The sequence below is a fragment of the Nocardiopsis metallicus genome (assembly GCF_014201115.1).
In the GTDB taxonomy this organism is placed as follows: domain Bacteria; phylum Actinomycetota; class Actinomycetes; order Streptosporangiales; family Streptosporangiaceae; genus Nocardiopsis; species Nocardiopsis metallicus.
In genome coordinates, this window is sequence record NZ_JACHDO010000001.1 from 1,057,064 (window position 1) to 1,082,450 (window position 25,387).

The 25,387-nt window shown below is 69.8% G+C and carries 24 protein-coding genes; 13 read left to right on the forward strand and 11 right to left on the reverse strand.

All coding sequences use genetic code 11. The annotated features are described in order from the left end of the window. Positions 1-179: 179 nt before the first annotated feature. Positions 180-1,394, reverse strand: a complete 1,215-nt coding sequence (locus tag HNR07_RS04395; RefSeq protein WP_184362256.1) for an ABC transporter ATP-binding protein — start codon at positions 1,392-1,394, stop codon at positions 180-182. Between the two features lie 637 nt (positions 1,395-2,031). Between HNR07_RS04395 and lnt the strand changes: the two genes are divergently transcribed. Further along, positions 2,032-3,705 carry an apolipoprotein N-acyltransferase gene (lnt, locus tag HNR07_RS04400; RefSeq protein ID WP_184362258.1) on the forward strand — a complete coding sequence of 558 codons (1,674 nt, stop codon included), beginning with the start codon at positions 2,032-2,034 and terminating at the stop codon, positions 3,703-3,705. A gap of 360 nt (positions 3,706-4,065) precedes the next feature. Then, on the forward strand, positions 4,066-4,674 hold the full coding sequence (locus HNR07_RS04405; RefSeq protein WP_184362260.1) for an FxsA family protein: 609 nt from the start codon (positions 4,066-4,068) through the stop codon (positions 4,672-4,674). A gap of 76 nt (positions 4,675-4,750) precedes the next feature. Here the strand turns inward: HNR07_RS04405 and HNR07_RS04410 are convergent, their stop codons facing one another. Further along, positions 4,751-5,605, reverse strand: coding sequence for a TetR/AcrR family transcriptional regulator (locus HNR07_RS04410; protein ID WP_246420081.1), 855 nt, complete (start codon positions 5,603-5,605; stop codon positions 4,751-4,753). A 112-nt stretch (positions 5,606-5,717) separates the two neighbouring features. Between HNR07_RS04410 and HNR07_RS04415 the strand changes: the two genes are divergently transcribed. Next, complete coding sequence (locus HNR07_RS04415; protein ID WP_184362262.1) at positions 5,718-6,728, forward strand: aldo/keto reductase; 1,011 nt, start codon at positions 5,718-5,720, stop codon at positions 6,726-6,728. Between the two features lie 86 nt (positions 6,729-6,814). On the opposite strand, the gene HNR07_RS04420 is transcribed toward HNR07_RS04415, so the two are convergent. Then, on the reverse strand, positions 6,815-7,564 hold the full coding sequence (locus tag HNR07_RS04420) for a potassium channel family protein (RefSeq protein ID WP_184362265.1): 750 nt from the start codon (positions 7,562-7,564) through the stop codon (positions 6,815-6,817). 319 nt (positions 7,565-7,883) lie between these two features. Here HNR07_RS04420 and HNR07_RS04425 point away from each other — a divergent pair, with 319 nt between their 5' ends. The 7 genes from HNR07_RS04425 to HNR07_RS04455 all read left to right on the forward strand — a co-directional run bounded on the left by HNR07_RS04425 (position 7,884) and on the right by HNR07_RS04455 (position 13,552). Beyond that, the gene (locus tag HNR07_RS04425; RefSeq protein WP_184362269.1) at positions 7,884-8,474 is read left to right on the forward strand and encodes a (2Fe-2S)-binding protein; all 591 of its coding nucleotides are present in this window, start codon (positions 7,884-7,886) and stop codon (positions 8,472-8,474) included. Beyond that, a complete protein-coding gene (locus HNR07_RS04430) occupies positions 8,474-9,475 on the forward strand; it encodes an FAD binding domain-containing protein (protein WP_184362272.1) in 1,002 nt (333 codons plus the stop codon). Before HNR07_RS04425 ends, HNR07_RS04430 begins: the two co-directional genes overlap by 1 nt. After that, the gene (locus HNR07_RS04435; protein ID WP_184362275.1) at positions 9,472-11,727 is read left to right on the forward strand and encodes a xanthine dehydrogenase family protein molybdopterin-binding subunit; all 2,256 of its coding nucleotides are present in this window, start codon (positions 9,472-9,474) and stop codon (positions 11,725-11,727) included. The genes HNR07_RS04430 and HNR07_RS04435 overlap by 4 nt, the downstream gene beginning before the upstream one ends. Position 11,728: 1 nt before the next feature. Continuing rightward, positions 11,729-12,346, forward strand: coding sequence for an antibiotic biosynthesis monooxygenase (locus HNR07_RS04440; protein ID WP_312893586.1), 618 nt, complete (start codon positions 11,729-11,731; stop codon positions 12,344-12,346). Positions 12,347-12,393: 47 nt separating this feature from the next. Next, positions 12,394-12,720, forward strand: coding sequence for a nuclear transport factor 2 family protein (locus tag HNR07_RS04445; protein WP_184362278.1), 327 nt, complete (start codon positions 12,394-12,396; stop codon positions 12,718-12,720). A 92-nt stretch (positions 12,721-12,812) separates the two neighbouring features. Further along, positions 12,813-13,187: a type II toxin-antitoxin system RelE/ParE family toxin gene (locus tag HNR07_RS04450; RefSeq protein ID WP_184362282.1), complete on the forward strand. Its 375-nt coding sequence runs from the start codon at positions 12,813-12,815 to the stop codon at positions 13,185-13,187. Then, a complete protein-coding gene (locus HNR07_RS04455) occupies positions 13,184-13,552 on the forward strand; it encodes a helix-turn-helix domain-containing protein (RefSeq protein ID WP_184362285.1) in 369 nt (122 codons plus the stop codon). Before HNR07_RS04450 ends, HNR07_RS04455 begins: the two co-directional genes overlap by 4 nt. 135 nt (positions 13,553-13,687) lie before the next feature. On the opposite strand, the gene HNR07_RS04460 is transcribed toward HNR07_RS04455, so the two are convergent. Next, complete coding sequence (locus HNR07_RS04460) at positions 13,688-14,179, reverse strand: nucleoside deaminase (RefSeq protein ID WP_184362288.1); 492 nt, start codon at positions 14,177-14,179, stop codon at positions 13,688-13,690. 107 nt (positions 14,180-14,286) lie between these two features. Between HNR07_RS04460 and HNR07_RS04465 the strand changes: the two genes are divergently transcribed. Continuing rightward, positions 14,287-14,766 (forward strand): GNAT family N-acetyltransferase, encoded by a 480-nt coding sequence (locus HNR07_RS04465; RefSeq protein WP_184362291.1) that lies wholly within the window; start codon positions 14,287-14,289, stop codon positions 14,764-14,766. Between the two features lie 354 nt (positions 14,767-15,120). Next, positions 15,121-17,112: a zinc ribbon domain-containing protein gene (locus HNR07_RS04470; RefSeq protein WP_184362294.1), complete on the forward strand. Its 1,992-nt coding sequence runs from the start codon at positions 15,121-15,123 to the stop codon at positions 17,110-17,112. A gap of 198 nt (positions 17,113-17,310) precedes the next feature. Here HNR07_RS04470 and HNR07_RS04475 read toward each other — a convergent pair whose 3' ends face one another. Together HNR07_RS04475 and HNR07_RS04480 are read right to left on the reverse strand one after the other, a co-directional pair. After that, a complete protein-coding gene (locus HNR07_RS04475) occupies positions 17,311-17,949 on the reverse strand; it encodes an NUDIX domain-containing protein (RefSeq protein WP_184362297.1) in 639 nt (212 codons plus the stop codon). Positions 17,950-18,149: 200 nt separating this feature from the next. Then, on the reverse strand, positions 18,150-20,732 hold the full coding sequence (locus HNR07_RS04480; protein ID WP_184371451.1) for an HAD-IC family P-type ATPase: 2,583 nt from the start codon (positions 20,730-20,732) through the stop codon (positions 18,150-18,152). 339 nt (positions 20,733-21,071) lie between these two features. Here HNR07_RS04480 and HNR07_RS04485 point away from each other — a divergent pair, with 339 nt between their 5' ends. Then, positions 21,072-21,854: an NRDE family protein gene (locus HNR07_RS04485; protein ID WP_184371454.1), complete on the forward strand. Its 783-nt coding sequence runs from the start codon at positions 21,072-21,074 to the stop codon at positions 21,852-21,854. A 738-nt stretch (positions 21,855-22,592) separates the two neighbouring features. On the opposite strand, the gene HNR07_RS34245 is transcribed toward HNR07_RS04485, so the two are convergent. The 5 genes from HNR07_RS34245 to HNR07_RS04510 form a co-directional block, all read right to left on the reverse strand. Beyond that, on the reverse strand, positions 22,593-23,138 hold the full coding sequence (locus HNR07_RS34245) for an HNH endonuclease (RefSeq protein WP_221318708.1): 546 nt from the start codon (positions 23,136-23,138) through the stop codon (positions 22,593-22,595). Positions 23,139-23,314: 176 nt separating this feature from the next. Further along, a complete protein-coding gene (locus HNR07_RS04495) occupies positions 23,315-23,734 on the reverse strand; it encodes a transposase (protein ID WP_312893589.1) in 420 nt (139 codons plus the stop codon). A 39-nt stretch (positions 23,735-23,773) separates the two neighbouring features. Continuing rightward, the gene (locus HNR07_RS04500; RefSeq protein ID WP_184362303.1) at positions 23,774-24,226 is read right to left on the reverse strand and encodes a hypothetical protein; all 453 of its coding nucleotides are present in this window, start codon (positions 24,224-24,226) and stop codon (positions 23,774-23,776) included. 10 nt (positions 24,227-24,236) lie between these two features. Beyond that, positions 24,237-24,626: a transposase family protein gene (locus HNR07_RS04505; RefSeq protein ID WP_184362306.1), complete on the reverse strand. Its 390-nt coding sequence runs from the start codon at positions 24,624-24,626 to the stop codon at positions 24,237-24,239. Positions 24,627-24,720: 94 nt separating this feature from the next. Beyond that, positions 24,721-25,164, reverse strand: coding sequence for a hypothetical protein (locus HNR07_RS04510; RefSeq protein WP_184362309.1), 444 nt, complete (start codon positions 25,162-25,164; stop codon positions 24,721-24,723). Positions 25,165-25,387 lie beyond the last annotated feature (223 nt).

Consider the following 25,387-nt stretch of genomic DNA (forward strand, 5'->3'; position numbering starts at 1 on the left):
GGATGACCGGATTCGGGAAGCGGGCACCTGGCTGGTGGGAAGTGGACCAGCCGAAAATCAGCACCCCCCGGAAAACAGTGCGGGCGGCGCCCCGGGGGGATGGGGCGCCGCCCGCACCTGCCGGTCCGGGAGTGGGGGACCGGCGGGAGGGTGACGTCAGGGGATGAACGCCAGAGGATTCAGACGTTGTCCGGGTGGCCGATGGCCAGGCCGCTCACCTGGTCGAAGAAGTGCAGCTGGCTGACGTCCACGGACAGGCTGATCGTGCTTCCCGGGCGCACGCTGCTGCGCGGGCTCACCCGGGCGGTGAACAGCGAACGGTCGTCACCCAGCGGCATGGCGTCGCCGTTCTCCTCGTCTCCCGCGGCGTCCTTGGCCAGGGCGGTGGCGTCCTCGTGGCGCACGGGCGGGGCGTCGATGCCGAAGATCACGTTGATCTCGGTCCCCAGTTCCTCGGTGACGCTCGCGGTCACGTCGATGCGCGGGTCGCCGTTACCGTCGAACTCGGCGTCGTTGAAGTCCGAGGGGCGGATACCCAGGATGACCGACTTGCCGACGTACTCGCTCAGGTGCGGACGCTCCTCGAGGAGGCTGGCCGGGACGGGGAGCTTGTGGTCGGCGAACTTGAGCACCGCGCCGTCACCGTCGCGGGAGAGCTCGGCGTCGACGAAGTTCATCGCCGGGGAGCCGATGAACCCGGCCACGAACAGGTTGACGGGGGAGTCGAAGAGACGCTTGGGGGTGTCCACCTGCTGGAGGCGGCCGTCCCGCAGCACCGCGACCCGGTCGCCGAGGGTCATCGCCTCGATCTGGTCGTGGGTGACGTACACGGTGGTCACGCCCAGGCGCTCGTGGAGCTGGTTCAGGGAGGCGCGCATCTGCACGCGCAGCTTGGCGTCCAGGTTGGACAGCGGCTCGTCCATGAGGAAGGCCTGCGGCTCGCGCACGATGGCGCGGCCCATCGCCACGCGCTGGCGCTGACCACCGGAGAGCGCGCCCGGCTTGCGCTTGAGGTAGGGCTCCAGGCCCAGCATCTCGGCGGCCTCGGCGACGCGGCGGGCGATTTCGGTCTTGGCGACCTTGCGCAGCTTCAGGCCGAAGGCGAGGTTCTGCTCGACGGTCATGTGCGGGTAGAGCGCGTAGTTCTGGAAGACCATCGCGATGTCGCGGTCCTTGGGCGGACGGTCGTTGACGATCTCGTCGCCGATGACCAGGGTGCCCGCGGAGATTTCCTCCAGACCCGCGATCATGCGCAGCGCGGTGGACTTGCCGCAGCCGGAGGGGCCGACGAGCACCATGAACTCGCCGTCGTTGATCTGCAGGTTCAGGTCGTCGACGGCCTTGACGTCGCCGCCGTAGATCTTGTCGACGCCCTCGAGGACGATCTCCGCCATGGCTGTCAGCTCCCGCGTTGGGTCGGTGGTGTGGCGTATTCGATGTCGGGCGGATCCCGTGGCCGTAGACCCTGCCCTTCGGTGCTGCCAAACCAGCTTGGTGTTCGAAGTTGATCGAAGTGGGCTGGTTTGTTGATCACATCAGACATGATTGCGATCAAAATGTCCAGAGCGGCTTTGGTTTCGATCCGATTGCGGTCATGCGCAAACCACCCCCGGCCAGCTGGCGTGCTGGGCTCAGGTACGTTAGCCTGTCCGACGGTTCATCACTTTCTTCCCTCCCGTCACTTGATCCGGTAGCCACGACACGGCGCCCGGGTTGAGGCGAGGGGTCGGGGAGTCTGGGTAACCTAACGACCAGTCCAGCACTGGACGGACCGGTTGTGCGGCCCCCACTCGTCCGATTGGACGCTGCATCACGCGCCAGGTGCAGTTGGGATCGGGTGAGGGGCGGAGTACCGCGACCGGGCGGGGGGTTGGACCCGGAAAAGGCCCGAACATCCAGTAGACAACGGTCTTCCGAGCTCGCCGCCGACGGGACGGAGCCGGTCCGAAGGGTGGCTCGGGCCTTTTCCGCGTCCCCCCAATATGCTGACCGCCAGGACCCTCACACTCCAGCGGAAAGCGAGCACCCCACGTGGTTGCCGAGCAGAAGGGGTCGGAGTCCGCTCCGAGTCCCGACAGACCCTCGCCGAACAACACGGCGTCGGAGTCCGAGGCACGGACCACAGTGTGGTCCCCCTTGGCCCCGGGGTACCGCTGGGGCCGTCTCGACCTCCTCTGGCGGGCTCTGGCCGCGGTCGGAGCGGGCCTGGCCCAGCTCTTCGCGCTCCCGCCGTACGGCCTGTGGTGGCTCGGCCCGATCAGCGCCGCGCTCCTGCTCCTGGCCGTCGGCGGGACGCGAACGCGCCGCGCCGCCTGGCTCGGCGCCCTGTCCGGCGCGACCCTCATGGTTCCGCTGCTGAAGTGGCAGGACTTCATCGGCGTCGACGTGTGGCTGGCCATCTCGGCCGCCGAGACCGTCTACTTCCTGCCCATGGCCATGGGCCTGGCCCTGGTCGCGCGCCTGCCCTGCTGGCCGCTGTGGACCGCCGCCCTGTGGGTGGCCCAGGAGGCCGTACGCGCCCGCTGGCCGCTCGGCGGCTTCCCCTGGGGCAAACTCGCCTTCGCCCAGCCGGACACGCCCTTCGCGGGCTACGCGGCCCTGGGCTCCTCTCCGCTGGTCACCTTCGCCGTCGCCCTCACCGGCGCCATGCTGGTGTGGACGCTCCTGCGCGCGGTGGCCGCCCGGGGACGCGCCAGAGTGATCCTCCCGGCCGTCGGCCTGGCCACCAGCGCCGCGATCGTCCTTGGCGGCCTCGCGGCGCCCGCGATCGGCCGCCCCGCCCCGCAGGAGACCGTCACCGTCGGCATGGTCCAGGGCAACGTGCCCAACGTCGGCGAGATGTCCATCCTCGGTGAGCGCATGGAGGTGCTGCGCAACCACGCGAACGGCGTCCACGACCTCGCCGACGCGGTCCGCGCGGGCGATTACCCCGAACCCGACATGGTGCTGCTGCCGGAGAACGCCAGCGACATCGACCCCTTCCGCGACCCCGTCGCCGAACAGACCATCAATGACGCCGCCGCGGACATCGGGGTGCCCCTGCTGTGGGGGATGAGCCGCTTCAACGACGACGGCAGCCGCTACGTCCAGAGTGTCGTCTGGGACCCCGAGACCGGGCCCGGCGAGCACTACGACAAGCGCTACCTCGTGCCGTTCGGCGAGTACATCCCCTACCGCGACTTCTTCACCCGGTTCGTCTCCCGGCTGGAGCACGTCAGCTCCGACGCCGTCCCCGGCACCGAGCCCGGCGCCCTGGACGTGGGGGGCACCACCCTGGCCGTGGGCATCTGCTTCGACGTCGCCTTCGACCAGCCGGTGCGTGACTCCGTGGCCGAGGGCGGGCAGATCATCGTGATCCCCACCAACAACGCCAACTACAACTTCACCGGCCAGTCCAACCAGCAGCTGGCCATCACCCAGCTGCGCGCCGTCGAACACGGCCGCCCCGCCGTGGTGGTCTCCACCAGCGGGATCAGCGCCGTGGTCGAGCCCGACGGCCGGGTCGTCTACGAGTCACCCGAGGCCGCCCCCGACATCCACGTGGCCGAGCTCACCGCAATGGAGGGGCCCACCGTCGCCACCCGGCTCGGCCCGGCCCCCGAGGCTCTGATCGCGGCGCTCGGCCTGGGCGCCGTCATCGCCTCGGTCATCGCTTCCCGCCGGTCCCGTGCCCGACCCGAGTCCGGGCCCCCCTCCCGAGGATGATCTTGTTACCAGGAGCCCGGAACCACTGGAACCCACCGCGCCGAATTCGCTGCTGGTAGCAGGATCAGGGGGGATACAGGGGTTTCGGAAGTAGCGGACACCGCAGGGTGCGGGGTTAGGGGCATGCTCCGTCGGGCTGAACCCCGCGGGCGGATCCGGACCCGGGCTCCGATCCCAGCCGACCGGGACCCTTCGCCGCGGCTGTTGCGTCGGCAGCTGACGTCGGCCAGATGGGCCTCAGGGAAGGACCTCCCGGGTGCGTGAGCGGCCCTGTGCCGGGAACCATTCACACCACGGGGACGTTCTTCCCAGCAGGGGGAGACCCGTAGTTCGGTCCACGAGATTTGAGGATGGTTCGCGATGCCACTGCTGATTGTGCTGGCACTGATGGCTCTGCCGTTCCTTGAGGTGGGCCTGATGATCTGGGTCGGCGGTCAGATCGGCGTCCCGTGGACCCTGGCGGCCCTGGCCTCGCTGATGATCCTGGGCGTGGCCGTGCTGCGCCGCACCGGCCGTGCTTTTCGCGAGGTCATCGAGCAGGCCGACGAGGCGATGCGCACCGGAGAGCAGCCCCGCAAGGGTCTGCTCGACCCGCTGATGCTCATGGCCGGCGGCATCCTGCTGGTCATCCCGGGTTTCCTCACCGCCGCCGTCGGACTGCTCCTGGCCACCCCGCTCACCCGGCCGGCCCTGCGCTGGGTGTTCGCCGGCTGGGCGGTCCGCCGGATGAAGAAGATGCAGGAACGCGTGAACGAGGAGTACGCCGCCCGCGGCGCCACCATCCCGGGCCAGAGCCCGTTCGGTCCGGGCGGCCCCGGTGGCCCGGCGGGTTCGGGCATGCCGGGAAGTCCCTTCGGCCCCACCCCGGGTGGCCCCGCCTCGGGCCCGTCCGAGCAGGACAGCCCCACCCCGAACCGCGGCCGCGTCATCCGGGGCCAGTTCGAACCCGAAGAGGACGACAGGAACTGACTTCCCGGCTCCCGGGGCGTACGCGCCCCCGCCGAGCACCGAGGCCCGCCGCGGATCACCCCACGGCGGGCCTCGTTCAGTCTCCGGCCCTTCCCGGCTGATTCTGGCCTCCCCCGGGCTCGGGCGACGCCTCTGCGCACGGATGCCCCCAGGGGCGGGCGATGCGGCCCAGCCACTCGGTGAGCAGGGAGAGTTCGGCCGGGGAGAAGCGGTCGGTCATCGCCTCGATCCCGGTCTGGAGCGCGATGGCCTGGGCCGCCGCGCCCCCAGCCGCCGTGCCCCCAGCCGCCGCACCCCCGGCCGGGGCGGTCCAGCCCGAGCCGGTGTCCTCCGCCCCGGTGGTGATCGCGGCCAGGACGGCTTCCCTGGTGCGCGGGGAGAGTTCGGGGTCGCGCTCGCCCTCCGGTGTGCCGATCAGGGTGAGGACGACACCGCTGTTGGCCGCCTGGCCCATCTGCGCGGCCAGTTCGGGGTCCACGGCCAGCCGCCCCTGCTCGGCGATCCGCCTGATCAGCCCGCGCAGCAGCGAGGCGGCCTCACGGGCGGCCTGCGGCTCGTGCCCCGGGGCGGGCGCACCGTACATCAGCTTGTACAGCTCGGGGTTGGCCAGGCCGAACTCCACGTGGGTGTCCCAGCCCGCGCGCAGGTCGGCCACCGGGTCCGGGCCCGGAGGATGCGTGGCCTTGATCTTCAGGTAGGCGTCGAAGGCGTGGGCGGTGACGGCGTCGAGCAGCCCGGCCATGTCCCCGAAGATCCGGTAGATCGTGGGCGGTTGCACTCCGGCGGCCTGGCTCACGGCCCGGGTGGAGACGGCTTCGCGTCCCTGTGCGGCCAGCAGCTCCGCGGTCGCCGTGATGATCCGTTCCCTGGTCGTGGCCCTGCTGTCCGACCTGCTGCCCGGCCGGTCCTCCGGCCTGCTCTCCGCACTCATGTTATCGACGATAACAGAAAAGTGTTTCCATTGATTGATATCAGTGATAGCGTTATGGCGTTATCACTGGAAACGCGGGCTGTCCGGCAGCTCCGCGGAGAGAGGAAACACCATGCGTCAGCGCACCCTGGGCACCACCGGACCCGCCGTCGCCGAGCTCGGCCTCGGTACCATGGGCATGTCCGACCTGTACGGCCCGGCCGACGAGACCGAGAGCGTCGCCACCATCCACGCCGCGATGGACGCGGGGATCAACCTCCTCGACACCGGCGACTTCTACGGCGAGGGCCACAACGAACTGCTCATCCGCGAGGCCCTGCGCACCCGTGACCGCGACGACGCCGTCATCAGCGTGAAGTTCGGGGTTCGCAAGGACCCCGCCGGCGCGTTCCAGCACGCCCCCTTCGACACCACCCCGGCCGGGGTGAAGGACCGGCTCGCCTACACGCTGCGCCGCCTGGGCACCGACCACGTCGACATCTACCGGCCCGCCCGCCTCAACCCGGACGTGCCGATCGAGGACACCGTCGGCGCCATCGCCGAGATGGTCCAGGCCGGGTACGTCCGCCACATCGGCCTGTCCGAGGTCGGGGCCGACACCCTGCGCAGGGCCGCCGCGGTCCACCCGATCGCGGACCTGCAGATCGAGTACTCGCTGGTCTCCCGCGGTATCGAAGCCGCCATCCTGCCCGCCGCCCGGGAACTCGGGATCGGGATCACCGCCTACGGGGTCCTCTCCCGCGGCCTGCTCTCGGGCCACTGGCACCCCGAGCGCGAGCTCACCGCCGGGGACTTCCGGGGGATCAGCCCGCGCTTCCAGGGCGAGAACCTGACCGCCAACCTGCGCCTGGTCGAGGCGCTGCGCGAGGTGGCCGAGTCCCTGGACGCCACCGTCGCCCAGGTCGCCATCGCCTGGGTGGCCTCCCGGGGCACCGACGTCGTCCCGCTCGTGGGCGCCCGCCGCCGCGACCGGCTCACCGAGTCCCTGGAAGCCACGCGGGTCGCTCTGTCCCCGGCCGACCTGGCCGCCATCGAAGCCGCGGTCCCGCAGGAGGAGGTCGCGGGAGAGCGCTACGCCAGCTTCCTGATGGCCTCGCTCGACAGCGAGCCCGCCGCCTCCTGAACCGACTCCTGAGTCCTCGGGCCCAGAGCCCCTGGGCCCTGACTCCCCTGAGTCCCGAATCCTCGAAACCGCGGAGGCGGGCCCGCTCAGCCGTTCCCGGCGGGCGGGCCCGGTCCGGGGGAGCCGGGGCAGTCGGTTTCGGTGGGACCGTCGTCATCGGGATCCGGCCCGGGAGGGGAGACGTAGGCGCCCACGATACGGGCGATGACGGTGGCCAGGAACAGGGTGCCGGCCACGGCCTCGCAGACGGCCAGCGAGCGTGCCCAGGCCCCGACCGGCACCATGTCGCCGTATCCCAGGGTGACCAGGGTGACGAAGCTCAGATAGTTGAGTTCCTGCCAGGTCACCGGTGCGTGCGGGTCGAGGGAGTTCTCGAACCCGCCGGGCCACAGCGCCTCCATCAAGCCGAACAGGGCTCCGAACAGCCCGCCCAGCAGGAGGTAGACACAGATCGCCGCCATGACCAGCTGAGGTCCGTGGCTGCTCCGGTGCCGCTGTCCGTAGGTGAAGACGAACGTCAGCAGCGCCAGGATCAGGTAGCCCTGGAACAGCACGATGGCGGAGAAGAGCCCGAGCCGGGCCAGCGGGGTCTCAGGGTGGAACACGGCCCAGAATCCGGCGGTCAGGAACACCGCCGAGAACACCGCCACGGGGAGCAGACGCCTCCCCGGCGGCAGGACCACGCGCAGGCCCAGGAAGACCACCAACGGGTAGACCAGTGTGTACGCCAGCGCCCACAGCTGCCCGTTCAGGGTCAGCGGGTACGCGAAGTGCAGCAGCACGGCGGCGGCCAGGAACCAGGCCAGGGACCGGGACAGGCCGGGGCGACCACGCATACCCTCTCCTCCTCGACGACTCCACCGGTCGCCGGGAGGCTAGCTCCAAAACCCGCTGAAAGGGTTGAGGCACAGGAGTTGTTTGCCCGACCTTGGGACGCACGCGATGCCCGCAAAACCCCTGGCCTGGAAGCATCTTCAAGGAGTGGCGTCACCAAGGCCTCCACCCTCAGCTGTGCCCGTAGCAGCAGGGGAGGCCGACCAGGAACCATCCGCGTATCCCAGGGGGACATCCCATGCCCGGCCACCGTTTCCACTGCTTCTGTAGTCCGGATCCCTGCGGCCCCGATCTCCACCGCCGCGACCTCGGGGAGGCGTCATGACTCCGCCCCGCCAGGGACGGACCGGTGTCGCCGGTCCCGCGATCCCGCTCCAGGCCACCCCGGCCGACCGGGAGCGGGGCGAGATCGGACCCGAGGCCACCGACATCCTCCTCACCGTCAACGGCGCCTCCCACCGCGTCCGGCTCGAACCCCGGGTCAGCCTGCTGGACGCCCTGCGCGAGCGCCTGGACATCACTGGCCCCAAGAAGGGCTGTAACCAGGGCGCGTGCGGCGCCTGCACGGTGTGGGTGGACGGCCGCCGCGTGGTCGCCTGCCTGACCCTCGCGGTCGCCTGCGAGGGCCACGAGGTCACCACCGTGGAGGGCCTGGCCGACGGGGACGACCTGCACCCGATGCAGCAGGCCTTCGTCGACAACGACGCCTTCCAGTGCGGTTACTGCACACCGGGCCAGCTGATGTCGGCCGTCGCCCTCATGAAGGAGGGGCACGACGGCGACGACGCCGAGGTGGCCGAGTGGATGAGCGGCAACATCTGCCGCTGCGCCGCCTACCCCAACATCCGCAAGGCCATCTGCCAGGTCCGTGATGCCGGGGACCGCCGAACCGGAAGGGGAGGGGAGGCCTGATGCGTTCCTTCGCCTACTCCCGTGCCTCGGACATGGACTCCGCCATCGCCGACGTCTCCGCCGACCCCACCAGCGAATACCTGGCGGGCGGCACGACCGAGGTCGACATGCTGCGGATCGGCGTGGTCCGTCCGCGCCGCGTCGTGGACATCAACGACCTGCCCATCGCCGCCATCGAGGAGCTTGCCGACGGCGGCGTCCGGCTGGGCGGGCTGTCCCGGATGAGCGACGTCGCCGCGCACCCGGTCGTCCGCGATCGCTACCCGATGGTCTCGGAGTCCCTGGAGAAGGGGGCCTCCGCCCAGCTGCGCAACATGGCCTCCATGGGCGGAAACCTCATGCAGAAGGTCCGCTGCTCCTACTTCCGCGACGGCGACCGGGCCTGCAACAAGCGCGAACGGGGCAGCGGCTGTGCGGCCATCGAGGGTGTCAACCGCACCCACGCGGTCCTGGGCACCAGCGACCACTGCATCGCCACACACCCGTCCGACGTGGCCGTGGCCCTGACCGCCCTGGACGCGGTCATCCGCCTGCGCGGCCCCGAAGGGGAGCGCACGGTCGCCTTCGACGACTTCTTCCCGCTCCCCGGCGACACACCCGACCTGGAGCACCCGATCGGGCACGGCGAGCTCATCACCGCGATCGACCTGCCCGCCCTGCCCATGGCACGCACCTCCCACTACCTGAAGGTGCGCGACCGTGAATCCTATGAGTTCGCCCTGACCTCCGCCGCCGTCGCGCTCAGTACGGAGGACGACACCGTCACCGACGTCCGGATCGGCCTGGGCGGCGTCGCCACCAAACCCTGGCGGGCCCGGCGCGCCGAACAGATGCTCCTGGGCGCCACCGCCGAACCCGCCGCGTTCGCGCGTGCCGCCGCGGCCGAACTCGCCGACGCCGTCCCGCGGAGCATGAACGGATTCAAGATCGAGCTGGCCCAGCGCACCATGGTCCGCGCCCTCACCGAGGTCGCCTCGCGGACCCGAGGAGGGACGGTATGAGCATCCCACCGCAGATCGGCCGGAACCTGCCCCGGGTCGACGCGCACGCCAAGGTCACCGGAGCCGCACGCTACTCCGCCGAACACCATCCGTCCGGAACCGCGCAGGCCGTACTGGTGTGCTCGGAGGTTCCGAGCGGCCGGATCACCGGCATCGACAGCAGCCGGGCCCTCGCGGCCGAGGGCGTCCTGGCGGTGCTCAGCCACCTGAACCTGCCCAGGGTCGCGGCGCAGCCGCACCTGATCCCGTCCCTGGCCGGTACCACCGCGCACGGGCAGAGCTTCTTCCCCATGCAGGACGACCGGATCCACTACGCGGGCCAGCCGGTCGCCATGGTCGTCGCCGACACCCTGGAACGGGCCGAGTACGCCGCCGAACTCGTCGAGGTGAGCTACGCCGAGGAGCCCTGGGTCACCACCATCGACCAGGGCCGAGGGGAGGCCTACGAGGCCGAACGCATCTTCGGCGGGCTCGTCCCCGGCCGCATGGACCGCGGTGACGTCGAACAGGGCATGGCCCAGGCCCAGGTGGTGCTGGAGAACACCCACCACTTCGCGGCCAACCACCACAACCCGATCGAACCCTCCGCGGCCACCGCCGTGTGGGACGACCACAAGCTCACCATCCACGACTCCACCCAGGGGCCGACCGCCACCAGGCTCACCGTCGCCGAGCTCCTGGGCATCCCGCCCTCGGACGTACGGGTGATCTCCGAGTTCGTCGGCGGCAGCTTCGGCGCCAAGGCGATGATCTGGGCGCACCCCACCCTGGCGGCCATGGCCGCCCAGCACGTGCGCGCCCCGGTCACCCTCGCCCTGACCAGGACCCAGACGTTCAGCAACACCGGCCACCGGGAGGAGCAGGAGCACACCCTGACCCTGGGCGCGCGCCTGGACGGCACCCTGACCGCCCTCCGCTACCGCAAGCTCTCACCCACGTCCCACTACGACGACTGGGCCGAGCCGTCGCTGGGCCCCGCCGCCCAGATCTACGCCTGCCCGAACTTCGAGGGCGTCTACAGCCTGTTCCGGTCCAACACGATGACACCGACGTTCATGCGCGCGCCCGGTGAGGGCACCGGAGCGTTCGTCATCGAGACGGCCATGGACGAGCTCGCCCACGAACTGGGCATCGACCCGATCGAACTCCGGCTGCGCAACCACGCCGACACCGACCCCGAGACCGGGAACCCCTGGTCCAGCAAGGGGCTCAAGGAGTGCTACGCGCGCGGCGCCGAGCTCTTCGACTGGGCCTCGCGCGACCCGCGCCCGGTCCAAGGAGCCCGCCGGGACGGGAACTGGCTGCTGGGCACCGGGATGGCCAGTGCCATCTACCCGGTGTACGGCGTCATGAACCCGCAGCGCGCCCGCGCCCGGGTCTACGCCGACGGCCGGGCCGTCCTGGAGACCGGCTGCTCCGACATCGGTACCGGGGCCGGGGTCATCCTGCGCCAGGTCGGGGCCGAGGTCCTGGGCCTGACCGCCGAGTCCGTCAGCGTCCACTACGGCGACACGGAACTGCCCAACACCGTCGCAGCGGTCGGTTCCGCGGGCGCCGGGGCGATCAGCGCGGCCGTCCACGCCGCCGCGACGAAGCTGCGCGACCAACTCGTCGCACAGGCCGTCGCCGACGAGGGGTCCCCGCTGCACGGGGCCGATCCCGGCGAGGTGGAGGTCTCCGACGGGCGCATGTCCCTGCGCGGGGCCCCGGACACCGGGGAGACCTACGGCCAGATGCTGGGCCGCAACATGACCTTCGACGCCGAGGCCGTGGGGGCGTGGCACCCGCCGGGGCCCGACAGCGGCTACGGCATGGCCACCTTCGGCGCCCAGTTCGCGGAGGTCGCCGTCGACCCCGACCTCGGCCTGGTCCGGGTACGCCGGATGACCGGGGTGTTCGCCCCGGGCCGGGTGCTCAACCCCAGGACCGCGCACAGCCAGCTCATGGGAGGCATGCTCTGGGGCCTGGGACAGGCGTTGCTGGAGGCCACCCACATGGAACCCAACCAGGGCAGGTGGGCCAACCCGAGCCTGGGCGAGTACCTGCTGCCGGTGAACGCCGACGCCCCCGACGTGGTGGTGGAGACCATCGAGGTCGAGGACCGGGTGGTCAACCCGCTCGGGGTCAAGGGCGTGGGCGAGATCGGCCAGGTCGGGGCCGCGGCGGCGATCGCCAACGCGATCTTCCACGCCACCGGCCGCCGCTTCCGCGACCTGCCCATCACCATCGAGTCGGTGATGGCACCTGCCTGACGTGTCAGGACGACAGGGGCAGGGGGACGCGGCCGCCGGGGGCGGGCCGCGTCCCGGCTCCAGCGCGGATCGGGCTTCGGTCGAGGAACCGGTGACCGTGGTGTTCACCTGGAACGTCGCCCCGGGCCGGGAGAGGGAGTTCGAGGAGTGGCTGCACCGGGTCAACCAGGTGGCGACCGACTTCCCCGGACACCAAGGGGTCACCTGGATCGCCCCGGACGACCCCGGCGGCCACTACCACGCCCTGCTGCGGTTCTCGGGCAGTCGTGCCCTGGAGGCGTGGCTGGGTTCGCCCGAACGCGCCAGGACCATCACAGAACTGGAGGGCATCGCCGCCGAGGCCGACCGCAGGGTGCGCACCACCGGCATGGAGACCTGGTTCAGTCTGCCGAGGACCGCCGTCCGGCCACCGCCGAAGTGGAAGATGGCGCTGGTGTCCTTCAGCGCCGTCTACCCGTGCGTGCTGCTGTTCACCGCCTTCGTGTCACCGCTGTTCCAGGACTGGCCGCTGCCGCTGCGGACGGTGGTGATGCCGATGGTGATGGCGCCCCTGCTCACCTACGCCTTGATGCCAGCGCTGAGCAGAGTGTTGAGGTCCTGGCTCTACCCGGACCTGTGAGGACCTTCCGAAGTACGACCAGATTCATCCGAGCCGTGGAGACAGACATGAGTGTGAGCATCCCCGAGCCGGTGGCCTCGTTCATCGACAGGGTCAACGACCACGACGAACAGGGCTTCCTGGACGCCTTCACCCCGGACGGGGTGGTGGACGACTGGGGCCGCGAGTTCCAGGGCCGCGACGCCATCAAGCGCTGGAGCGACAAGGAGTTCATCGGGGCCCGGGGTGTCCTGACCGTCCAGTCGGCCGTATCCAACGGCGACGGCGTCACGGTGGTCGGCGACTGGCGGTCCAACTACGCCAACGGGCTGAGCTCGTTCGCCTTCACCGTCCAGGGCGACCAGATCACCCGTATGACCATCCGCGAGGGCTGACCCGGGCCTGGCGATTGCAGAGTTGGCTGCGGGTGTCTGCGAACTGAGTGATTTCGCAGGTATTCTTATATTGATATTTATATAGTCGCGCCGTGGCTGATCCCTGGAACATCGAGATCGAACCGGAGGTACGACAGTGGCTGGAGCTGCTTTCAGACGCGCACCATGACAAGGCTGAACGGGCCGTCGACATGCTGGCTGCCAGGCCGACCACTCTGGGTGAGCCGTACTCCCGGCACCTCGGCGGCAAGCTTCGGGAGCTGCGTTTCATCATGGACGGAAACGCAGTGCGCATCACGTATTGGCTGGCTTCAGACAGGCGGATCGTCCTGCTGACCGTTTTCCGTAAGACTCGCCAACGGGAGAGAAACGAGGTTGAGCGAGCCAGGCAGGCACAGAAGGAGTGCGAGGCACACCACGACCGGGCTGAGCACCAGTACGAGCGGACCAGAGAGGAGAACCTGTGAGCCACTCTCATTGGCTTACTCGCAGGACCAGGCGTCTGGCTGACGAACATGTGGAGGAATCCGCCGCCTATGTCGAAGCCGGTCAGGCTTTCGCCCTCGGCCAGGCCGTCTATGACCGGCGGACCGCGCTCGGGTTGTCACAGGCGGAAGTGGCTCGTCGGGCGGGGATGGCCCAGCCCCAGATCTCCACCATCGAGGGTGGTGACTCCGTACCGACGATCCCGTTGCTCAACCGTTTGGCGGGGGCACTGGACGCCGCGATGACCATCGAGCTCGATGGTGGCACAGCGGTCTTTCGTTTCGTCGCGCATGAAGGCCCCAGGCCGGACGAGAGCGCTGCGGAGGGACGTTCTTCGGCGGCCTGAGGCTGTGTGCCGCCTCAGGCCAGGGATTATCGGCATTGATCCGGCGTGTGAGGGACGGATCACGGACGGGCCGTAACCTCGGGCGGAGGTGTTTCGGCTGACAGAATCAGCGGCCACCGGGGCTGATCGATGTGATCAAGTTCTATCATCGGTGCGCCCGTGCCGGAGCGCGTGCAGGGCCCGGACCTCCTCGGCGAGGGAAGGGACCGGGCCCGCCACCGGCAGGTTCGGGGCCACCTCGGTGATCGGCAGCGGTCGTACCGGAGCCGACACGACACCCCACCTCGCCAACCAGGAGCACAGCTGCTCGGCGGAGCTGGCGTACACGATCCGGCCCAGCCCCACCCAGGCGTGCGCGGCAGAGCACATCGGGCAGTGCTCGCCCGAGGTGTACACCGTCGAGGCCGCACGGTCCGGCGGGGACAGGTTCTCGGCGGCCCAACGGGCGATCGCGAACTCCGGGTGCTGGGTGGCGTCGCCCCCGGCCACGTGGTTGTGGTCCTCGAACAGCACCGTCCCGTCCGCGCCTACCAGCACCGAACCGAACGGCTCGTCACCCTTGTCCAGCGCCGTCGCGGCCAGGTCCACCGCGCGCCGCAGATACCGCAGGTCGGTCTCGTCCACCATCGTCCGCCCCCTTCGCTCCGAGTCCGGCGCCACCGTACCGCGCGCGCCCGCCCTGCCTCGGGAAATTCCCTGGCCGACGGCGGCGCGGCGTCGTTACGCTGCCGCCCATGGACATCAGCATTCGCACCTATGCCCCTGAGGACGGTGAGGCCGTGGTCGGCCTGGCCCTGCGCGCCTGGGAACCCGTACACGCCTCGATGGCGAAGGTGATGGGCACAGAGATCTACGCCCTCACCGTGGGGGACTGGCGTCAGACCCAGACCCGGGACGTCCAGGCCGATCTGGACGCCGAGGAGACCCGGGCCTGGGTGGCGGTGACCGACCGGGTCGCCGGGTTCGCCACCGTCAAGCTCGACCGCAAGGAGAGCACCGGAGAACTGCACATGCTCGCGGTCGACCCCGACCAGCAGGAGCGGGGCGTGGGTGCGGCGCTCATCCGGTTCGCCGAGGAGTACATGCGCGCGGAGGGGGTGAGGGTCGCCCTGATCAGTACCGGCGGCGACCCCGGCCACGCCCCGGCCCGCGCCGCCTACGAGAGCGCGGGTTACACCGGCTTGCCCGTGGTCAACTACTTCAAGGCGCTCTGATCCGAGGGCTCTGAACCGAGCGGCGGCCAGCGCCGGTACACGTTCACGGGTGTATCCGGGGGCGGCGGCGACCATCACCCCGGGCCAGGCGACGATCGCGAGCCGGGTGCTGTCGGAGAGGCTCACCAGTTTTCTTGGTGATCCCTGGTTTTTCTGAGTTCTGCTCTGGGCGGCCTGGATGCGCTGACCGCTGGGTTTGGCTGAAACCCCTGCTTTTGTCTCTCCCTCGTGCCATGATTCGAACATGTCTACCCCTTCCCGGCCCGCGGCTGATCTCTTGACGGGGCGGGCGGCCACCCGGACCGTCCGCCCCGGCAAGGGTGCGCCGGCCTGGGCCGTGCGGGGTGGCGACCGGTGAGCCGCAAGATCCCGCTCGCCGAGGGGCAGACCTGCCGCACCGCGTGTGCCCCGGTGGTGCTGCGCGCCGGGGTGGACGAGGCCACCGGTGAGCTCCTGTCGGCGCCTGTGCTGGCCGAGCGGGTGGGCTGGGCCGCTGAAATGGTGGCCCAGATGGCCTCCGCACTGCTGGTTGCACACTGGAACACCGCCGATGTACACACCCTGGCCGCCGGGGCCGATGCCGGAGGCCGCAAGCTCCCCTCGAACGCGTGGATGGCGCTGCGCCGCTTGGGCTGGGCTACCGCACCGCCCCAGGGTGTGCGGGTCAACGACCGGATCGTGCGGATGGCCCAGGAACAGGCCGGACGCGTCTTGCGCTCAGCGGTGTGGCGGGCTGAACTCACCGCCGGGGTGCTCGCCACCTGGCCCGCCGACCCCACCAAGCGCACCCGGGCCGAGTGGGACGCCGTCCGCGACGCGGTCCCCGGCGGCACCGCTCTGCCTTCCGGCGTCATCAAGTCCCGCACCCGGCAGATCGCCTCGTACCTGCGCAAGCATGACCGTCTTCCGGCCGATGTGTTTGAGCTGGAACCGTCACCGCGTGTGGCGCGGATGGTGGGGCTGGCCGCGTGCGACGCTCAGCAGGCCACCATCGAACGCCACGAGAGCGACTCGACAAGAGCGCTGCTGCGGTTGCAGTTGCCCACCCGCCCCGCCCCCGAGTCGTACCGGGACTGGACGTGGGTGGCGTGCCCCCTCCGCTTGCCGCCCACCATCCCGGCCGATGCGGTCCTGCACCTGCCCACCCTGCGCATCGTCGGCACACAGGTACGCGCTGATCTGGCCTACACCCACCCCGTTCCCAAGGCCTCCCGTGCCGGGCACACCGTGGCCCTGGGCGTGGACTGGGGCCTGAACACCCTGCTCTCAGCTGGAGCGGTCCGACTGGACGAGGACGGCCGGATCACCGTCCTGGGCAGTGGCGGTATGTTCCGGGCCGGGGGTGTGCTGGCCAAGCAGCACCGGCTGCGCCGCCAGGGCGAGTTCCTGCACGCCAAGGCCGCCTGCTACGAGCGGCTCACCGCCGGGGACGACCAGCACCCCCTGGCCGACAAACACCAGGTGCTGCGGGAGGAGTTCGGGCAGGTGGCCCAGCGCCGGTCCAACCTCAACGACGCCCTCGCCTGGGCTGCCGCCCGCTGGACGGTGGACCAGGCGATCACGGCCGGGGCCAGGGTCATCTACCTGGAAGACCTGCGCTCGATGGAAGCGGGCGGCATGGGCCGCACGCACAACACCCGCCTGTCCCAGACCGTGCGCGGGCGCATCGCTGAACGGATGCGGCACCTGGCCGCCGAGGTCGGCATCGCCGTAGTCACCGTCCCGGCGAAGAACACCTCCAAGCACTGCCCCAACTGCCTCACCCCGCTACGGCACCGCAAGGCCCCCGACCGCCCCACCACACCCGGGTGGAAGTGGGCCCTGTGCCCCGACCGGGCCGGATGCGGATGGCAGGGCGACCGCGACCACGGGGCCTGGCAGCGCATCGCCGCACGCGGCCTCACCCACCAGACCAAAACCGTCACCGACCGCACCACGGGCGCGATGGCCATCCGCTCGGTGGTCGACAAGCTCGAAGCCAAGGCCGTGGTCACGGCCACCGCACCCAAGACCCGCCGGGCGGACCGGTCCAAGACCGGACCCACCCGACACCGCAGGACTCAACGCCCCGCGCCCAGGCGACGTAGGGCACCCTCCCCCGCCCGGCCCCAGGGCTGGGCGGGCCAGCGTCCGGAGGGACACGCACCAACGGACCGGCCAGGGCTGCCCCGCGCAGCCCACCGGCACCAGGGCGTGAAGACGATCAGCACACCCACCACCCGGCGAACCCGGCACAGACCGGCCGGAGCGGTGCTGGGCGCGGGCTTCCACCTCCACGCCCACGCCACCCCACCGCGGTGGGCAGATCCTCCCTCAGACACCATCAGTCTTGCTGAGGATCACTAAGCAGATCAGAGACGCTGTGGAAGAGGGCCTCGGCCGCATCCAGTCCGGAGCCCTCGCAGGCCCCTCCACACAGCCAGTATCATTCACCGCCATTGGCGATTATGTCCAGTTCTGGCGATGAATCAATCCGGAGGTATGACCGAACCACGGGATCAGGCGGGCGCTACCTCAGACTCCGCCACCTCAAACCCGGCCAACTCAGACCCCGGTCACTTCACCGTGGACCTCGGCGGTCGCGCTGATCTCGTTGGCCGTGCCGGGCTCCCGGGAAGCGATCGCCGCGCGGCTGGTCGCCAGGGTCTGGAAGATCTTCGCCGCCAACCGGGCCGAGGGCACATCGGTGTGCGGCCGCCAGGCGAGGACTCCGCCGACTCCGTCTCCGGTAGGCACCGTCGCCGCGGTCGCCCGGTACAGGTACAGGAAGGTGAAGTGCTCGTGTTCGGGCTCGCCCCGGTCCGGATCCTCCGGGATCCGGTAGGTGTCCAGGTCGAGCGGGAGCGGGTCCGCCGCGGGCTCGACCTGATCGGGTACCAGCCCGGTCGCCTCCGTCAGACGGCTCAGTGACGCCTCACTCAACGCGCCGTCCTCAGTGGTCAGGTGCCCGCCCGGCAACAACCAGGGGCCCCGGTCACCCTGCCGGACCATCAGCACGCGCCAACACGGGTCGAGCACCACGGCCCCCGCGGTCACGTGCCCGACACGGAACTCCTTGGGCGAGGAGAGCTCGTGCTCGCCGTCCAGCGCCCGCAGCAAGGGACCGGCCGCGTCGACTTCCTTCGGGAAGCGCTCCAGATAGCCGTCCAGCACGGCGCGGATGTGCGTGTTCGGGATGCTCAATGTGGCTCCTGTCGATCCAGACACGTGGCGCCCCCAGCATCGCGGCTCGGTAGCCGCCCTGAACAGTTCCCACGCTGACCAGTGACGAGGTGGTCACGGAATCTGTACTTCCCGCGAGCTTCTCCGACAAAAGGGCCCGCCACGAAACCGGACTGTTCCGTGACGGGCCCCGTCGATCCAGGTCAGGGCGGTGCCTCAGGTCAGGACGATGGGCCCGCGGCCTCCCGCTCCCGCGCCTCCTCCTCGTCCGCCCGGGACTGCGACCTGGCCAGCATCCGGTCGTCCACGATCCGGATGACCGTGATCGCCGCGATCGCCACCCCCGCCACGGTCAGACCGGTGAGGACCTTGGTCGGATCGCTCACGTCCAATTCGAAGAACCACTGCCCCCACGGCGTCACCATCGCCAGGGTCAGTAGCCCCACCATGGAACCGACCAGCACCACCTTCCACCACACGTACGGCTTGGCCACCAGCAGCAGCACCCACAGCGTGGTCGCGCACAACGTGATCACCACCGCCGTGCGGTCCGCGGGGTCGGGCACCGTCCGCCCGCCCAGCACCAGCAGATAGGTCGTCACCGCCGCCAGACCCGCCACCATGCCCGACGGGATCGCCAACCGCAGCGTGCGCAGCACGAACCCCGGCCGCGCGATGTCGGTGTTGGGCGCCAGCGCCAGGAAGAACGACGGGATGCCGAAGGTCACCGCGTTGATCAGCGTCGCGTGCCGCGGGAAGAAGGGGTAGGCCACAGCCAGCAGACCCACGATGATCGCGAGCGTCATCGTGTACACGGTCTTGGTCAGGAACAGACCGGCCACCCGCTCGATGTTGCCGATCACCCGGCGCCCCTCGGCCACCACCCGGGGCAGCACCGCGAACCGGTTGTCCAACAGCACCAGCTGGGCCACCGAGCGCGAGGCCGGGCTGCCCGAGCCCATCGCCACGCCGATGTCGGCCTCCTTCAGCGCCAGCACGTCGTTGACCCCGTCACCGGTCATCGCCACCGTGTGCCCGCGCTCGCGCAGGCCCCGCACCATGTCCCGCTTGCGTTCGGGGGTCACCCTCCCGAAGGCCGAGTGGTCCTCCACCTCGCGGGCCAGCTTCTCGTCGTCCTCGGGCAGGTCCCGGGCGTCCAACGGCCGGTCGGCTCCGTCCAGGCGCAGCTCACGACCGACCGCGCCCACCGAGGCGGCGTGGTCGCCGGAGACGATCTTGACGTCCACGCCCTGGTCGGAGAAGTAGTCCAGGGTCGGCCCGGCGTCCTCGCGCACCCGCTGGTCCAGCACCACCAGGGACACCGGCTCCACGCTTCCGGGGGAGGCGTCCTCGTCCACCCGGACCGAGGCCCGCGCCAGCAGCAGGACCCGCAGGCCCTGCGCACCCAGGCGGGCGGCCTCGGCGGCGGCGGGGGATTCCGGCTCGGCGAGGACGTCGGCGGCGCCGAGCACCCAGTGCTGCTCGCCGGAGGGCGTTATCAGGCTGGCGCCGCTCCACTTGCGGGCGGAGGAGAAGGGGGCCAGCGCGGTCACGGTCCAGCCCGGGGCCTGCTGTCCGCCGGCCGCGCAGCCCTCGGCGATCGCGACCATGCTCGGGTTCGGGTCGGGGTCACTGGCGGCCAGCGCGGCCAGCACCCGGGTCGGGGAGACCAGCGCCGGAACCCGCCCCGCGGTCCTGTCCCTGCTGCTACCGGTGCCGCTGTCGGCGCCGCCATTGGCGCCGTTGCCGTTCCCGTGCCCGTTGCTGTGAGCGCTCTCCACCGGATCAGCACCCTCGTGCGGCCATCCACCGCCCAGGTCGCGGATCTCCGTCAGCCTCATGCCGACCTCGGTGAGCGTGCCTGTCTTGTCCGTGCACACCACGTCCACCCGGGCCAGCCCCTCGATCGCGGGCAGCTCCTGCACCAGGCACTTGTGGCGGCCCAGCCGGATCACCCCGACCGCGAACGCGATGCTCGTCAGCAGGATGAGCCCCTCGGGGATCATCGACACCAGCGCGGCCACCATGCCGCGCAGGGCGTCGGCCAGCGGCCCCGAGATCCCCCCGGAGACGGGCTGGTCCAACGCGACGTGCCCGTTCATGAACAGCTGGCTGTAGATCAGCAGGCCGCCGATGGGGAACAGCGCGTACGTGATCCAGCGCAGAATGCTGTTGATCCCCGACCGCAGCTCCGACTGCACCAGCGAGAACCGGCTCGCCTCCTCGGCCAGCCGCGCCGCGTACGCGTGCCGCCCCACCTTGGTCGCCCGGAAGCGCCCGGCCCCCGCCACCACGAAACTGCCCGACATCACCGTGTCCCCGGGCTGCTTGAGCACCGGGTCGGCCTCACCGGTCAGCAGGGACTCGTCGACCTCCAACCCAGCGGCCCAGGTCACGACGCCGTCCACGACGATCTGGTCGCCGACGCCGATCTCCAGGACCTCGTCCAGGACGATCTCCTGGGTGGCCACCCGCACCGTCTCGCCGTCGCGCACCACCCTCGGGCGCGCCGCGTTCACGATCGCGAGCTTGTCCAGGGTGCGCTTGGCTCGCAGCTCCTGGACGATGCCGATCAGCGTGTTGATCACGATGACCAGCGCGAACAGCCCGTCCTGGACCGGTCCGATCACCGCGATGATCGCGAACAGCACGGCGATCATCGCGTTGATGCGGGTGAAGACGTTGCCCCGGATGATCTGCCCGACACTGCGACTCGCCCGGACGGGGACGTCGTTGGTCCGCCCGGCCGCGACGCGCTCGGCCACCTCCTCCCGCGACAACCCCGGTTCCGGGGGCGGCCCCATGAGAGCGGACCGGACCGGTACCGGGTCGGTCGCAGTCGGGGTCGGACCTCGTTCGGTCCGATCGGCTTCTTCGGGCACGGATGACTCCTGGTCGGGCAAGGAAGGCGAACAGGGGCCGGGCCGACGAAACCCCCGCTCAGCCGGACCCCAACGTCAATGCACACAAGACTAGGGAGAGTCCAGAGTAGAAGAGTCACCCCCGAAGGCGCCCGGGGGCGGCCCACCCTCTTCACCTGGGGGCCAGCACTACCCGGAACTGGGATCGCGCCCCACACGGGCACGAACGCGGTCCGCGTCGTAGAGTCCTTGCCAAGGGCCCTTGAACGCATGGGAGACAGGATGTGTACGGTCATCGTCGGCTTCGACCCGCAGGCCAGGACACCGCTGGTCGTCGCCGCACTCAGGGACGAGATGCGCTCCCGCCCCTGGGACTGGCCCGCACGGCACTGGCCGGAGCACCCCGACATCGTCGGCGGCCGTGACCGCCTGGCCGGAGGCACCTGGCTCGCCGTCGACCCCCAGCGCGAACGGATGGCGGCGCTGCTCAACGGCTGGCCCTGGGACGGCACGATGCCCTGGGAGGGCACCTACCCTGCCAGCCGGGGCGACCTGCCCCTCAAGACCCTCTCCACCCAGAACCGCGACGCCCTGGCGAGTGAGGACCCCACCCGCTACGCCCCCTTCCACCTGCTGGACGCGGACGCGCACAGCGCCACTCTGTACAGCTGGGACGGGCGGTGCCTGGACACCCGGGCCCTGCCCCGAGGCGTCACGACCCTGGTCAACACGGGCCTCAACCCCGCCGACCCCCGCGCGGCCCGCCACACCCCGGAGTTCGATCGCACCCGCCCCGACCCGGACCTGTCCACGGCCCGCACGGTCAAGGAGATCTGGGGCCAGTGGCCGGGCCTGATCACCAAGGCGGCCAACTCCGAACCCCGCTCAGCGGGTACGACCCCGGGCGGAGACCCCTCAGCCCTGATCGCCCACGCCGATCTTGGGAACGGGGAGGTCTGGGCCACGGGCTCGATCACCCTGATCGCCCTGGACCGCGATGTGGTCCGTTACGCCTTCACGGACACTCCAGCGGTCCTGGAGTCCTGGCAGCTGGTCGAGACCTGAGGTCCGCCGCCTTTTCCCCGCATGTGTGGGGCTCACGAGAACACCGCTGAGAACCCGCTGGTGTTCGGCGGTCCATCCCCGCGTGCGTGGGGCTCGTGCCCACGCACGCGGGGATGGACCGTGCGCCAACGACTTCTCGCTGAGTGGTGGCGAGGCTCCGGCCGTGGCATTCGGAAAACAGTCCTGTACCAACTACTACGACCTGCACGGCGTGCTTCTGTACATCGTTATCACAGGATCATTGGCAAGGCGCCAGCCGTCGCATGAGGGCAAGCCAACGTGGATGGATTTCGCTGTCTCGTCCACGTTGTCGATCCGAAGCAGAATCTGCCGAGCGCAATGCGATCCGGTTGAAGCGCTCTCTGTTCAATGTGGAGCACAACGACCTCCCGGACCGTGTCCGGCGACTCGTGGATTACCTGATCGACCGGGACCGGTGTGACTCGCTGGTGCCGTTGACCTCGTGCGGCTGACTCCAAAGTGGTGTTCGGCACGCCCGACGAATTCAGCGGAGACTTCTAATCTCGGTGGCTGTCCATCATCAACCGGGCCCCGCACACTAGAACCAGGAGGACAGCATAGACGACCTCGACCCGTGCGCGTGCGGCCCCCCATCCGTCACCTGCGAATGCGGCGACCCCCGATGCCCCGCATGCGACCCCACCTGTGAACCGTCCTGACCCCGCCAGCTGTGGAACCGCACCGTCAACGCCGTCTGGAATCGGAAGTGACCGCACCCTAGGTACTAAGCCCAGGACCCTTGCGGAGATTGCATGTCGCGCACAGCACCTGAAGATTCTCAGGCTCACTGGAACCACCCATTGCCACGGGAATCACATGGTCGAATTGCAGGTTGGATCGCGAACCGCACGCCTGGCACTGCCCCTCATCGCGGCGCATCACGTACTCTTTGACGTCGTCAGGAATGTGACTGCGCTTTGGCTCGCGCGGATAGTCGCCCATAGACATCATGGTTACAGCCCGCTCGACGTGACGTCGTCGTCGTTCCTGTTTGCTGGTAATTAGGGCACAGACCTGTTCGTCGTCCAGACACTCATCATCCCAGAAGAACGTGTCTTGGAACCACCAGTATGTGCGGTCGCCATCTGTTACCAACTGATACGGCCACTTGCGTTGTTCTCGCTGAACCTCGTCGAACCTTGCAGCTGTGACGAGGTTGTCGGAGCGGTGAGTGCGCTGGCCTATGTGGCACCACACTCGACCTCGGGAAGAGAAGAAGGACTTCCGAAATTCAACGGCTACGTTGTTGGCGCGCCGCAACATGGTCACCTCCGCACGCCGACGGCTTGAACTCATCTTCTCCGCCTGGCGAGTCGAACAGGGCAAGGCCAAGGGCAAGAACTGGCTAGAAGCGGGCTGGCGAGCGGAGTGCCAACACAGAAGGTGCTGTCGACGACGCGTGAATACTGGTTCAGGCTCAGATCCGGTGAAGCCCTCGGTCAGGCCGCCAGGACGCGTTTGCGTAGCAGGTCCGGTTTCGCCCGACCGTACATCTGACGCTTGAGCATCTTGAGCCGGTTGACGTGACCTTCGACCACCCCCGAGCTGTAGGTCAGGGTCAGCCCGGCCACCACCGCGTCCAGGTCCCGGGACAACCCCGCGACGAAGGAGACCAGCTCCGCGATCGATGTCCGCTTGGCCTGGGCCATCCACTCCTGGAGGCGGTGCCCCTCCCGTTCGGTCATGATCACGGCGAAGTCCTGTACGAAGCCGCTGAGCACCTCCAACTCCGGGCAGTCGGCCAGTACCCGTTTCAGCCCGGTTCGCTGCTCGGCTTCCAGGTCGTCGGGGCGGCTCATCATCCAAGCCGCAACCTGGCGGACCTTCGGCGGTTTCGGTTTCGGGGCGGTGGGGGCCACTCCGTCGCGCCAGGGGCGGACCAGGTCTCGGACGCTCGCTTAGCTGCCGCGGTAGCCGCGCTGGCGGACCTCCTCCCACAGCTGCGCGGCGTTGCGGCACCCCTGGGTGAACCGTTGCCGCAGGTAGCCCTCGAAGGGATCGGTGGCCTTGGGGCGTTTACCGGTCCCGTCACGGCCGAGCAGCTCCTCGGAGGAGGCCGCGCGGGCGAAGCGGCGCACGGTGTTGCCAGACAGGTCCGTTCGGCGGACGACCTCCAGCACCATCGCGCCCTCCTGGAGCAGGGCGTGCACCCGGGCGTGGCGGGCCCGGGTCCGCTCGGCGATCCGCCCCTGCCTGGCCGGCACGGCTTCCCGGACCTCTTCCTCCAGGACGGGGGCGGTACAGGTGGTCGGGTGCTGCGGATCCGGTCTGGTGAAGGCGGCGCGGTGGCGGGCCACCACCCGTTCGACCGCTTGGCCCAGGTTGTTCCACAGGTGCCACCGGTCGGCCACCTGCAGGGCGTCAGGGGCGCCTTGGGCGGCGCGCCCGGCCGCCCAGAGCCATGCCAGGCGGGTGAGCAGTTGGGGCAGGTGCGGGGTGCGGTGGCCGTAGCGGCGGGTCGGGTGTGGGGGTTGTTCGGCGAAGATCGTCTGTTCGCAGGGGGTGGGCGCAGAAGAAGCGGCGGGCCCGCAGGTGGGTGAGGATCTCCTGGCCGGAGGCGGGGGTGTCGGCCAGTCGGCGCTCGGAACGGCTGTGGACCCGTCGGGCTGTGTGTTGACAGGCCGGGCGGCGGGCCGCGCGGCTGGTCGTGGCCCCGGTGATGTGCACGGTGCGGCCGTGCCGGTGGGCTTCGTGGATGTCGAGCCCGGTCAGGTGGGGGAAGAACAGGTCGAAGAGGGAGGAGAGAGACACCTCGCATCATCGAGCGTGTGGGCCCATCGCGCAGGTGTTTCACCTAACCTGTGCCAGAGCCACATTTCAAACGACGTTGACACCTGAAAGCCTCTCACAAACGACCGTTTGTGAGAGAGTCCCGAGCGTCCCACTCGGCGAGCATGGCGTGCAGGCGCTGCCCCTCCGGCGAGCCGGGTGCGAGGCGCTGGGCTCGGTGGCGCAGGTACTCCTCGGCGCCCTGGACCAGACCGGACCAGGGGTGGGCCTGAACGGCTCCTTTGTGGGTGCCTGGGGTGAGGAGGTGGTTGATGGAGTCAGCATCCGGTTTCGGCTCACCGGTGACTTCGTCGACTGCGGGGATGTGCCCCTCCACGTAGTCGCCGCCGGGTTTCTTGCACGACCAGTGGTTGCGCGAGACGCACGTGAAGCAGCTGAAGGTGCCGCGTGCGTGGGGGAAGCGGCGCAGCCACTCGGCGTCCAGGACCTGGACATCCTTGTTGAGGGGGATGAGCTTGTCGCACAGGCAGCAGGTCAAGCGGAACTTCGGACTCGGCACGGGCCCTCCTTCACGTTCAGTGAACCCATGCTGTCAGCTTCGGATCGTCGCTACCGCCAAATCTTGTAGTAATCCTCCTCGATCCCCGTGTAGACCCGCGCCTGGTCGCCGACACGGGAACCGGGCCCGAAACAGGACCCCAGGAAACAGGCTCGCCCACTCCTGGGACGTTGGTCAGGCGGAAGACGGGGTGGTGAGGGCATGCGAGAAGGTCCTCACCACC